Genomic DNA, 11,948 nt, shown 5'->3' with positions numbered 1-11,948 from the left:
CCATGCGGTTATTCGTCGGCATTGAAATTCCCGATGATATTACTGCAGGATTATATCCGCTGGCCCGCGGGATAAAGGGGCTGGATGCGCAAACGCCGCACAACATGCATGTCACCCTGAAATTCATTGGCGAAGTCCCGCCGGTGCTGGCCCACGAGATTGACCGCGCCCTCTCGGCGGTGGATTTTGCGCCGTTCGATTTGCAAATTTGCGGCCTTGGCATGTTTGCATCGGCCCGCAAATTGCGCATTTTCTGGGCGGGCGTCCGGCCTCAGCCGGAACTGGATGCCTTGGCGCGACGGGTGGAAAATACCCTGCTGGCGATGGAAGGCGGGCCGGAACTTGAACTGCGCCATTTCAAACCGCACATCACACTGGCCCGCAACCGCGATGCTGATCGCCGCCGCATCGAACAAATGATCGCCGATCATGCCGACCTGACCAGCCGGATTTTCACGGTGGACCGTTTTTGTCTGTATCAATCCCATGCGGGGATGGACGGGCCGGATTTTCGGGTGGTGGCGGCGTATGACGGGGTGGATGGAAAGATAAAGAGCTAACCCCATGGCATAAAAATTACGGGGTCTGGTACAAAAGGATCTTGCCGAACATCTGAATATTCAGCAGGCGTCGGTTTCCAAAATGGAATGCCAGACCGACATGTACCTTCCAACATTGCGCAATTTTGTCGAGGCTTGTGGCGGGTGTCTGGGCTTGACCGTGACTTTCCCTGACCAGAAACAACCATTGCATCTGACATCTTTGAGTGGTGAGGTTTGATTTTGCTTTAGTGGCAGAGAGGAGGGGATTCGAACCCCTGAGGGGCTTACACCCCAACACGCTTTCCAGGCGTGCGCCTTAAACCACTCGGCCACCTCTCCACAGGCGATATCATCTATCGCAAAGCGGGCGGACATTAGCCGACCCGATCCCGGATGACAAGGCCAAATCAGGGCCTTTTTCCGCTTTGTTTTGCGCACCCGGTTTTGACCCGCCCACCGGGATGATTTCCCGGCGATCCTGAAAGATTTTCCGGTTTTTACCTGTTGTTCAGGTCTTGTCCCCTAAAGTTTTCAGTCAGATGCCGTATTTTTGGCACTAAATCGGTGTTATATCGGGGTCTGCCCTTTACGGGGCGACGATAAAACCGTTACGGTTGGTGCGGTTATATCGAAACCGGAAGTTTTACAGCCAGATTTGGCGGAGCAAGACATGTGGGTGTTCAGGGTTCTGGGCTGGATCTTTCTTTTTTCCAGCCTGGCCGTTTTGGTCGGTGACGCGGTGGGCGGTTTGCAAACCGGGACGTTCCGGTTCGTCGCGGCAGGAGAGCTATGGTATCGCCTTGATGCGGGCAGCCTGAATTTTATGCAGGCGATTACGCAACGTTATGTGTCGGCATGGTTATGGGACAGTGTTTTTGTCCCCGCCCTTCTGGTTCCAGCCTTTGTGTTTTTGCTGGTGCCTGCGGTAATTTTTCTGGTGCTGGGCCGCCGCCGCCGCCGTCAGAGATATTTTTAAATCACGATCTTTCCGGGAACGGCAGACATGCGGGCAATGATCTGTTCGGCATTGGGTGAATCACCCCGTCTGGTTGATGTGGCCGAACCGGTGCCTTTGGCCGGTGATGTGGTGATTGATATTGCCGCCTGTGGCGTGAATTTCGCCGATACCCTGATCCTGCAAGGCAAATATCAGAAACGCGCCGATCCGCCCTTTGCGCCGGGTTTTGAAGTGGCCGGGGTCATCGCATCGGTGGGGGCGGATGTCACCGGCTTTGCACCCGGTGATCGAGTGATGGCCCTGCCTGATTTTGGCGGCTATGCTGACTTGGTTTGTGTGCCGGCCCATCTGGTGACCCATCTGCCGGATTCGGTTGATTTTATCGATGCTGCGGCATTTCAGATTGCCTATGGAACATCCTGGATCGGGTTGAAATATCGCGCCGGGGTTCAGTCGGGCGAGGTGGTTCTGGTGCATGGGGCCGCCGGGGGTGTCGGGGCAACGGCGGTGGAGTGCGCCAAAATGTTGGGGGCCTCGGTAATCGCCACCGCAGGCGGGCCGGAAAAATGTGCGCTGGCCCGGCATTATGGTGCCGATTTCACCATTGATTACGCCTCCGAAAATATCCGTGACCGGGTTCTGGAAATCTGTGCGGCACAAGGATGGAAGCGCGGGGTGGATGTGGTTTATGACCCGGTGGGGGGCGATGTTTTTGCGCAATCCTTGCGTTGTGTCGCCCCCGGTGCGCGTTTGCTGGTGATTGGTTTTGCCAGTGGTGATGTGCCGCAAATTCCTGCCAATATATTGCTGGTGAAAAATATCAGTGTTCTGGGATTTTATTTCGGCGCGTGGCTGGATCAAAATCCCGATCAGGCGCAAGAAGCAATGGGCGGATTGTTGGCGCATCTGGCGGCAAAGGATATCTCGCCCGTGATATCGAAAATTTATGATCTGGCCGATGCCAATGCCGCCCTTGATGCGCTGCGGATGCGCACGGCGACGGGCAAGCTGGTGATTGATTGTCGCACCGGAAGATAATCCGGTCTGGCATGTCTGGTCATGACAGCCTGTTTTATGGCAGTGTGCCGGACCCCGTTTTTGCCGAAAGAATCAAGATGAGCAGCAACAAGCCCCGCCCTGCAAAACCATCGAAAAACCGTACCCGCGATCAATATGAAACCTTTCCCTATCCGGCCCGAAATGCCGGGGAAGAGGATTCCCGCCTGATCGTCGGATCGCCGGGCAATTGGGGTGAGGTGGTGCATTATGTTTTCGGCGGGCGTGATCCGTCGCAGGATGGCATACCCTTGCGCATTCTGGTGGCAGGCGGCGGCACCGGCGATGCAGGGGTGATGCTCGCACAGCAGGCACAGGATCGCGGAGTGGCGGCCGAGATCGTCTATGTCGATCTGTCCACGGCATCCCGCGCAATTGCCGAGGCACGGATTGCCCGCCGCGGCCTTGATAATGTGACCTTCGTTACCGGATCATTTGTCGATCTGGCGGCTGAACTGGGGCCGTTTGATTATATCGATTGTTGCGGGGTGTTGCATCATCTGCCCGATCCGGATGCCGGATTGCGGGCCTTGGCTGCCGCCCTGAAACCGTCGGGCGGCATGGGATTGATGGTCTATGGCGAGTTGGGCCGCATTGGTGTTTATCATATGCAGGATATGATGAACCGCCTGTCAGCAGCGGCAGGCGGGCGCAAGCGGTTGGAACTGGGCAAGGAAGTCTTTGCCGGTTTGCCAGCCACCAACTGGCTGAAACGCAACCCGTTTGTGAATGATCATATTCAGGGCGGCGATGCCGGGTTTTATGATTTGCTGTTGCATCAGCAAGATCGCGCCTATCGTGTGGATGAAGTGTTTGATTTTGTCGAACAGGCAGGATTGCGCCTGCAAGGTTTTATCGAACCGATGCGCTATGACCCGCTGACCTATGCCAGCAGCCCCGCCATCCGCAAGGCCGTTGCTCGGCTGGATTTTCGCGGGCAGGCCGCCCTGGCGGAATTGATGGTGGGCAATCTGGCAAAGCATATTTTCTATGTGGTCCGGGCCGATAACCCGGCAAGGCCGACGGTGCTCGATGGCAATGCGGTGCCATATTGGGGCCGGATCGATGGCGCGGTTCTGACCGCATCGATTGCCAAAAATAATCAGGTCAAGGTCAATCTGAATGGCCTGTCGGTGACATGCCCCTTGCCGGTCGGAACGGCGGAAATCATTGCGCAGATTGACGGGGTGCGCAGCATCGCACAAATCCGCAAATCAATGCAGCCCGTACCCGACAAAAAGGATTTCACCGCCCGGTTTGACGGGATTTACCGGGTATTGTCCGGGGCCAATTTGCTGTTTTTACGGGCCGGGGCATAAAGACAAAACAAAGGCCGGACATCGGGCGATGACCGGCCTTGATCTTTATTTATCCCCGTTTCGAAGGCCGGGCAAAAACCCCAAGCAGGGCTTCAAGCAACTGGCTGGTAAAAGACGGGGTGCGCTGTGCGCGCAAATATCGGGGGGACATGATAAAACTCTCAGGCTTTCCAAAACGGTTTATAGGCTTCAAGCCGCGCATCGCTGGGTTCCCAGCCGATATCGCGCAGCAGATAATCATCCATAACCGCCAGTTTGCGGCGCAGGGTGTAACGGGCGGCCCACTGTGCCGGAACGGCAAACAGGCGGTCCGCAAGATCGCGCACATCGTGGCGCGGGGCAGTGGCAAAGACACCGGCATGACGGATGAGGGCAGCCATGATCATATTCCTTTAATCTGCGGGCCGTTACCTGTCAGGTCGGTCCATGAATTTCGTGTTGAAAACAGGATTACGCCTGTTTTTACTTGTGCTCAAACCATATTTCGTCATCATTGCATGATATAAACTCATGCAAAGGCTTGGTTATGAAGCGTCGTCCATTGCCGTTGAACGCCTTGCGCGCCTTTGAAGTTGCAGGGCGTCATGAAAGTTTTACCAAAGCATCACAAGAACTTAATGTCACGCAAGGCGCTGTCAGCCGTCAGGTACAACATCTTGAGGATGTTCTGGGTCGTAAATTGTTTGACCGTCATCACAGGCGATTAAAACTCACAAGGCCGGGGCGTATTTTTCTCGCCGCGATCAGTTCGGCGTTTGATTCGATTGAACTGGCGGTGTCCAAAATTGAAAATCGCGCCGACGATACACAGTTAAAACTGTTATCGCCCCTGACATTTGCCATGCGCTGGATCGTGCCGCGTTTGGGCCGGTTTCAGATGGAACATCCCGATTTGCAGGTGCAACTGGGCACCTATAGCGACGATAGCCAGCCGGTTGATTTCAGCGAAACCGATATTGCGATCCGCTTTGCCGATACCGGCGATGATCAGCTTGTGCATGAATTCCTGACCGGCGAACGTCTGTTGCCGGTCTGTCATCCCGATCTGGCAACACGGTTAAAAAGCCCGGACGATCTGTCCGACGTGACGTTGCTGCATTGTTCCGCCCAGCGCGAAGACTGGCGTATCTGGTTAAAGGGTACTGGGATTACCGGGGTCGATCCGGATCGCGGTCCGGTTTTTGCGACGCTGGATATGGCGATGGAAGCAGCGGCAAGCGGGGTGGGTGTGGTGATTTCCGATCCGGCAATGATCGGTGAATATGTGGTGACCAAACGCTTGATGGTGCCGTTCGACCTGCCGGTTGACAGCCCCTATGCCTATTCGTTGTGCTATCCCGAAGGCCGGTTGGAGCGGCGCAAGGTCCGGGCGTTCCGGGATTGGCTGATGGGCGAAATTCGCCATGAAATCGAAAAACGCAAACTGTCGCAAAAAAGAGGCACCTGATGCATGACGCCTTGAAATCGAACCATTTTGTTCTTCATTATAGTAAGGTCGCCGTCGGCGGATGGGGGTGATGTCTGGTTGATGTCCGGTCCGGGGCTTGTGCAGCGTCCTTATTGATGACATGTGAAACGATAACAATCGGCATGGCCGGAATTCAGGCTTGGCACCGCAGAAATTTCAGGAAAAGACGGTCATATTGATGAACAGATATACAGGCGGGGTCCGGCGGACCGGATTGGCGTCATCACGATGGATTGCGGCCCTGATGACGGCGGGCATGGCAATGATAATGCCACTGGCCGGGGGGCAGGCGCAAAATGCCGACAAACCCAAAATCATTGCCGCCCCCACCGTCCCGGTCAGCGAGGAACCGCTTGAGGTTCTGGCCGTGCCGCGTCACGGGATTTCGGTCTATGGCGAGGCCGATCTGAAATATGACGAGAATTTCACTCATTTCGATTATGTCAATCCGGATGCGCCCAAGGGTGGCACCCTGATTGACAGTGCGACCGGGTCGTTTGACTCTCTTAATCCCTTTATCCTGCGTGGCAGTCCGGCGGTCGGTCTGGGGTTGATCTACGATACTCTGATGGTCGCCAGTATGGATGAGCCCTTTTCAAAATATGGCCTGATCGCCGAAAAAATCGAAGTCCCTCAGGATTTATCCTTCACCACCTTTCATATCAATCCGAGCGCCCGCTTTCACGATGGTGAACCGATTACGGCCGATGATGTGATTTTTTCATTCAACACCCTGATCGAACAGGGATCGCCGGTTTATCGGCAATATTATGCCTCGGTGGACCGGGTGGAAAAAATTGATGATCTCAAGGTTAAATTTGTTTTCAAGCCGGGTGATAATCTTGAATTACCACTGATTCTGGGCCAGATTCCGGTATTGCCCGCCCATTACTGGAAAGACCGCGATTTTTCCAGAACCACCTTTGAAATCCCGGTGGGCAGCGGCCCTTATCGCATCCGCTCGTTCGAGCCTGCCCGTCAGATTACCTATGAACGGGTCAAGGATTACTGGGCGCAGGATTTGCCGACCCAAAAGGGATCGAACAATTTCGATGTCATTCGCTATGATTATTATCGCGATCTGGATGTCGAACGGCAGGCCTTTATGAGTGGCGCCTATTATTACCGGTCGGAACATTCGGCCCGTGAATGGGCGACGGCCTATGACATTCCGGCGTTTCAGCGCGGTGATTTTATCAAGGAACTGATCCCCAACAGGCAACCCCGTGGCATGCAGGCCTTTGTCCTGAATAACCGCAATCCGTTATTTGCCGACCGGCGGGTGCGTCGCGCCCTGCAATATGGCATGGATTTCGAATGGCTGAACCGGGCGATGTTTTACGGGGCCTATAAACGCACCGACAGTTATTTTGTGAATTCCGAACTGGCGGCAACCGGCCTTCCCAAAGGCGAGGAATTGATCATTCTGGAACAATATCGCGATCAATTACCGCCCGAACTGTTTACCGAACCGTACCATTTGCCCAATTACGACGCCGAAAACGGCCGTCGCGAGGCCTTGCGCGAATCCATGGCGTTGCTTAACGAAGCCGGGTGGGAATTGCGCGATATGAAACTGGTCAACAGGGAAACCGGTGCGCCGTTTAAATTCACCCTGCTGTTGCGCCAGCCGGGGGTCGAGAAAATCGCCCTGATGATGCAGACACGGTTGCGGCAACTGGGCATTGATATGGATTTCCGCCTGATTGACAGTGGCCAGTGGGTCAATCGCATTCAGGCCTTTGATTTCGATGTCACCAGTTTCTGGTGGCAGCAAAGCCTGTCGCCGGGCAATGAACAACGCTGGTTCTGGACATCGGAATCCGCCGATCAGCCGGGAACGCGCAATTTCGCCGGGATCAAAAACCCGGTGATTGACGATCTGGTCGATCTGGTGATTTCGGCCGATAACCGGCAAAGTCTGGTGGAACGGACCCGTGCCCTGGACCGGGTTTTGTTGTGGGGGGATTATGTGATCCCGCAATGGTATCAGGATTCCGACCGGATATTGTATTGGGATATTTTCGGGCGGCCCGATGAAATTCCGTTGATGGGCAATTCAATCATGAATTGGTGGATTGATCCGGAAAAATCCCGGGCGATGCGCAAGGGAGGGTATTAGGCGATGCTCAGTTATGTCCTTCGTCGTCTGTTACTGATTCCGGTGACTTTGTTTGGCATCATGGTTCTGAATTTTACCATTGTGCAATTTGCCCCCGGTGGCCCGGTTGAACAATTGATTGCCCAGTTGCAGGGTACCGATGTTGCGGCCACTGCCCGTATTTCAAACGAGGGCGCGGATGGTGGGTCGGCACCATCGGCGGCGACCAATAATTTTTCCAGTACTTCCACTTATCGCGGGGCGCAGGGGCTGGACCCTGAAATCATCACCCAGCTTGAAAAACAGTTCGGGTTCGACAAACCGGCGTATGAACGGTTCTGGCTGATGATGAAGAACTATGCGACGTTCGACTTCGGCCAAAGCTATTTTCAGGACCGCGATGTGATTGACATCGTTCTGGATAAAATGCCGGTGTCGGTGTCGCTGGGCCTGTGGTCCACCCTGATCATTTATATAATTTCGGTGCCGCTGGGCGTGGCCAAGGCGGTGCGTGACGGATCGTCCTTTGATGTCTGGACGTCGGCGGCGATCATTGTCGGTTATGCCATTCCGGGCTTTTTGTTTGCGGTGATGCTGATCGTGCTGTTTGCCGGGGGCACCTATTTTGATATTTTCCCATTACGTGGTCTGACTTCGTCGAACTGGGAAGAATTATCGCTGTGGGGCAAGATCGGCGATTATTTCTGGCATCTGACCCTGCCGATCATTGCCCTGACGATTGGCGGTTTTACCACCCTGACGATGCTGACCAAAAATTCGTTCCTTGATGAAATCAACAAACAATATGTGGTGACGGCCCGCGCCAAGGGTGTCAGTGAAAAGCGCGTTTTATACGGACATGTGTTTCGCAATGCCATGTTGCTGGTGATTGCCGGGTTCCCCAGTGCGCTGATTGGTCTGCTCTTTACCGGATCGGTGCTGATCGAGGTGATTTTCTCGCTCGACGGGTTGGGGCTTTTGGGCTTTGAGGCGGTGATGAAACGCGATTACCCGGTGATGTTCGCCACTCTTTATATCTTTACGCTGTTTGGGCTGGTGCTCAATCTGATCAGTGATCTCAGCTATCACTTCGTCGATCCGCGCATCGACTTTGACGCGCGGGAGAATTGATCATGACCGGTTTGAAACTGTCCCCGCTCAATGCGCGTCGTCTTGCCAGTTTCCGGGCCAATCGCCGGGGATACTGGTCTTTGATGATTTTTGCGGTGTTGTTTGTTGTGTGCCTGTTTGCCGAAGGCATTGCCAATGACAAACCGATTTTCGTCAAATATGACGATAACTGGTATTTCCCGATTGTCCGGGATTATCCCGAAACGGCCTTTGGCGGCGATTTCGAGGTCGAAACCGATTTTTACGACCCTTATTTGCAAAACAAGATCAATGAACATGGTTTTGCGATTTGGCCGCTCATCCCGTTTTCCTATGACACCATCGATTTTGATATGCGCGAAACCCTGCCTGCCTCACCATCGGCGCGGCATTGGCTGGGCACGGATGATCTGGGGCGCGATGTCCTGGCACGGCTGATTTACGGGTTCCGGATTTCGATTGTTTTCGGCCTGGCGCTGACCGCGATCAGTTCGGTAATCGGCATTATAGCCGGTGCGGTGCAGGGATATTTTGGCGGCTGGACCGATCTGACATTCCAGCGGGTGATTGAAATCTGGTCCGGATTGCCGCAATTATTCATCCTGATTATTCTCGCCAGCCTGTTTGTACCGGGATTCTGGAGCCTGTTATTCATTCTGGTGTTGTTTAGCTGGATGAGTCTGACCGGGCTGGTGCGGGCCGAATTTTTACGGGCACGCAATTTTGAATATGTCCGGGCGGCCCGCGCCCTTGGCATGACCGATTATCGCATCATGTATCGCCATGTTTTGCCCAATGCGATGGTGGCGACGATTACGTTTTTGCCTTTTGTGCTGAACGGGTCGATTGTCGCGCTGACCTCGCTTGATTTTCTGGGGCTGGGCATGCCGCCGGGTTCGCCTTCTTTGGGTGAATTGCTGTCACAGGGCAAAAACAATCTGCAATCGCCGTGGCTGGGCATGACGGCCTTTTTCACGATTGCGGTGATGCTGAGTTTGCTGATTTTCATTGGCGAGGCAGTGCGCGATGCATTCGACCCGCGCAAAACCTTCTAGGAACATAATATATGTCAGAGTCCCCAAAGACCGAGAACCTTCTGGAAGTCAGTGACCTGTCGGTGCATTTTGGGCCGATCCGGGCGGTGCGCAATATCTCCTTTGCGATGAAACGCGGTGAAACTCTGGCGCTGGTGGGTGAAAGCGGATCAGGCAAATCGGTGACCGCCCTGTCGATCCTGCAATTGCTGCCCTATCCGCGCGCCAGCCATCCGACCGGATCAATCCTTTTTGACGGGCGTGAAATGGTCGGGGCCGAAGAACGCATGTTGCGCCAGATCCGGGGCAACCGTATCAGCATGATCTTTCAGGAACCGATGACGTCGCTGAACCCGCTGCATAATGTTGAAAAACAGATTGGCGAGGTTTTGGGCCTGCATAAAGGCCTGCGTGGGGCAAAAGCACGTGAGCGGATTATTGAATTGCTGGAACTGGTGGGGATTGATGATCCGGCATCGCGCCTGCGATCCTTGCCCCATGAATTGTCCGGCGGGCAACGGCAACGTGTCATGATTGCAATGGCGCTGGCCAATGAACCGGAATTGCTGATTGCCGACGAACCGACGACGGCCCTTGATGTGACGATTCAGGCGCAAATTCTGGAACTGTTGCGCGATTTGCAGGCCCGCATGGGCATGGCGTTATTGCTGATTACCCATGATTTGCAGATTGTCCGCAAAATGGCCGATCAGGTCTGCGTGATGAAGGATGGCGAGATCGTCGAGGCTCGCGAAACCGCCGCCCTGTTTGACGATCCGCAACATGCCTATACCCGCAAACTGCTGGATGCCATTCCACGCGGCACGGCGCACCCGGTGCCCGAAGGGGCCGGGGAACTCTTGCGCACCGGCGATATTCATGTGCGCTTTCCGATTGGCAAAAAAGGCATTTTCGGCCGACCGGAACGCTATATCAATGCGGTGGATGGCATTTCGGTTTCGGTGCGTCAGGGCGAAACACTGGGCATTGTCGGGGAAAGCGGATCGGGCAAAACCACGCTGGCACTGGCGATTTTGCGGCTGTTATCGTCCAGTGGTGATATTACCTTTGACGGGCAGAATATCCGGGAACGCAGCGGGGCCGGTTTGCGGGCCTTGCGCCGCGATATGCAGGTGGTGTTTCAGGACCCGTTCGGTTCCTTAAGCCCGCGCATGTCGATTGCCCAGATCGTGGGCGAGGGGCTGGAAATTCATGAACCCGGTCTGGATCGTGCAGCCCGCACCGCCCGCATTGCCGAGGCCCTGCACGAGGTTGATTTGCCACAGGATGCGATGGATCGGTACCCTCATGAATTTTCCGGCGGGCAACGGCAACGCATTTCGATTGCCCGTGCGCTGGTGCTCAAACCGCGTTTCATGGTGCTGGATGAACCGACATCGGCCCTTGATATGTCGGTACAGGCGCAAATCGTTGATTTGCTGCGCGATTTGCAACGGCGTCACAATATGGCGTATCTTTTTATCAGCCACGATCTCAAGGTGGTCCGCGCCCTGTCGCATCGGGTGATGGTGATGCAGGGCGGCAAGATGGTCGAAAGCGGGGTGACCGACGATGTGTTTGAACGCCCGCAACAGCCCTATACCCGTGCCTTGCTTGCCGCTGCCCTTGATATCCGGACGGACAAGGGGGCAATGGCCCGCTGATGAAAAATGCAAAGGTTGGGTTATGAATATCCGTAAATTTCTGCTGCGGGCGGGGTGCCTGCTGGGATGTGCTGCCATGCTGATGACGGCGGTCGGCAGTGAATCCCGTGCGGCCGGTGGTGCAGCGCGTGCCACCGCCGATGGGGTTCCGGCCAATGTTTATGTGCTTGATGCGATGACGCTGACCATTGTGTTGCCGCGTAATGGCATGCTGCGCAATGTATCGGCGCGCATCTGGCTGGAAATGACGGACCCGATTCATGCGGCGACGATTGAACGTAACAAGCCAAAAATCATCAACGGGTTCCTGCGGGATTTTCAACGCCATTTTTACCGTGATACCGAACGGCGTGCCGCCCTGCCCGAAGACCAGCGCGGTTATGTCTATCATGCCCCGGCCCTGATCCCTCCGCCCGCTCCGGTCGAAGGCGCGGAAGAAAAAGAAGACTCACCGGAAGAAAACGGTGCTGTCACTTCGGCACCGGTATCGCCCTTTGCTCCGACCACAGATGTCGATATTGCCCGGTTGCAGGCGCGCCTTCTGGCCGGTTTGCAGACCATATTGGGACCCAATATGGTTACCAGTGTCCAAATTCGCACCATTCAGGACCGCTGGCCTGCTGCCATTCAATAATGCGATTTCAATAACAGAACTTGCCGTTCCTGATGTTTGTGATACGACGCCGGGGCGGGTGT

12 protein-coding genes and 1 tRNA gene are annotated in these 11,948 nt (G+C 55.0%); 11 read left to right on the top strand and 2 right to left on the bottom strand.

The features are described 5' to 3' along the window. The first annotated feature begins 2 nt into the window (after positions 1 to 2). Together thpR and Q8O73_RS12905 are read left to right on the top strand one after the other, a co-directional pair. Entirely contained in the window at positions 3 to 560 is a 558-nt protein-coding gene (thpR, locus tag Q8O73_RS12910; RefSeq protein WP_305558575.1) for an RNA 2',3'-cyclic phosphodiesterase, read from the top strand. Positions 561 to 585: 25 nt separating this feature from the next. Continuing rightward, entirely contained in the window at positions 586 to 780 is a 195-nt protein-coding gene (locus Q8O73_RS12905; RefSeq protein WP_305558988.1) for an XRE family transcriptional regulator, read from the top strand. An 11-nt stretch (positions 781 to 791) separates the two neighbouring features. On the opposite strand, the gene Q8O73_RS12900 is transcribed toward Q8O73_RS12905, so the two are convergent. Continuing rightward, positions 792 to 881, bottom strand: a tRNA-Ser gene (locus Q8O73_RS12900). A gap of 331 nt (positions 882 to 1,212) precedes the next feature. Between Q8O73_RS12900 and Q8O73_RS12895 the strand changes: the two genes are divergently transcribed. From Q8O73_RS12895 to Q8O73_RS12885, 3 genes are read left to right on the top strand one after another with little or no spacing between them, the layout of a single operon-like run. Beyond that, positions 1,213 to 1,518, top strand: a complete 306-nt coding sequence (locus Q8O73_RS12895) for a hypothetical protein (protein ID WP_305558574.1) — start codon at positions 1,213 to 1,215, stop codon at positions 1,516 to 1,518. Between the two features lie 27 nt (positions 1,519 to 1,545). After that, positions 1,546 to 2,538: an NADPH:quinone oxidoreductase family protein gene (locus Q8O73_RS12890; protein WP_305558573.1), complete on the top strand. Its 993-nt coding sequence runs from the start codon at positions 1,546 to 1,548 to the stop codon at positions 2,536 to 2,538. Between the two features lie 11 nt (positions 2,539 to 2,549). Further along, on the top strand, positions 2,550 to 3,875 hold the full coding sequence (locus tag Q8O73_RS12885) for a bifunctional 2-polyprenyl-6-hydroxyphenol methylase/3-demethylubiquinol 3-O-methyltransferase UbiG (protein ID WP_305558572.1): 1,326 nt from the start codon (positions 2,550 to 2,552) through the stop codon (positions 3,873 to 3,875). A 161-nt stretch (positions 3,876 to 4,036) separates the two neighbouring features. Here the strand turns inward: Q8O73_RS12885 and Q8O73_RS12880 are convergent, their stop codons facing one another. Next, entirely contained in the window at positions 4,037 to 4,255 is a 219-nt protein-coding gene (locus Q8O73_RS12880; RefSeq protein ID WP_305558571.1) for a DUF1127 domain-containing protein, read from the bottom strand. A gap of 146 nt (positions 4,256 to 4,401) precedes the next feature. Here Q8O73_RS12880 and Q8O73_RS12875 point away from each other — a divergent pair, with 146 nt between their 5' ends. From Q8O73_RS12875 to Q8O73_RS12850, 6 genes are all read left to right on the top strand, one after another. Then, positions 4,402 to 5,322 carry a LysR substrate-binding domain-containing protein gene (locus tag Q8O73_RS12875; protein ID WP_305558570.1) on the top strand — a complete coding sequence of 307 codons (921 nt, stop codon included), beginning with the start codon at positions 4,402 to 4,404 and terminating at the stop codon, positions 5,320 to 5,322. 199 nt (positions 5,323 to 5,521) lie between these two features. Beyond that, the gene (locus tag Q8O73_RS12870; protein ID WP_305558569.1) at positions 5,522 to 7,465 is read left to right on the top strand and encodes an extracellular solute-binding protein; all 1,944 of its coding nucleotides are present in this window, start codon (positions 5,522 to 5,524) and stop codon (positions 7,463 to 7,465) included. Between the two features lie 3 nt (positions 7,466 to 7,468). Beyond that, complete coding sequence (locus tag Q8O73_RS12865) at positions 7,469 to 8,575, top strand: microcin C ABC transporter permease YejB (RefSeq protein WP_305558568.1); 1,107 nt, start codon at positions 7,469 to 7,471, stop codon at positions 8,573 to 8,575. Positions 8,576 to 8,577: 2 nt separating this feature from the next. Further along, positions 8,578 to 9,609, top strand: coding sequence for an ABC transporter permease (locus tag Q8O73_RS12860; protein ID WP_305558567.1), 1,032 nt, complete (start codon positions 8,578 to 8,580; stop codon positions 9,607 to 9,609). Between the two features lie 11 nt (positions 9,610 to 9,620). Beyond that, positions 9,621 to 11,252: an ABC transporter ATP-binding protein gene (locus tag Q8O73_RS12855; protein ID WP_305558566.1), complete on the top strand. Its 1,632-nt coding sequence runs from the start codon at positions 9,621 to 9,623 to the stop codon at positions 11,250 to 11,252. A 22-nt stretch (positions 11,253 to 11,274) separates the two neighbouring features. Next, positions 11,275 to 11,886, top strand: a complete 612-nt coding sequence (locus tag Q8O73_RS12850; RefSeq protein ID WP_305558565.1) for a hypothetical protein — start codon at positions 11,275 to 11,277, stop codon at positions 11,884 to 11,886. Positions 11,887 to 11,948 lie beyond the last annotated feature (62 nt).

The organism is Thalassospira sp., from assembly GCF_030690045.1.
Lineage (GTDB): Bacteria > Pseudomonadota > Alphaproteobacteria > Rhodospirillales > Thalassospiraceae > Thalassospira.
Note: the sequence above shows the minus strand (reverse complement) of the source record. Positions and strands in the feature narration are given on the sequence as shown.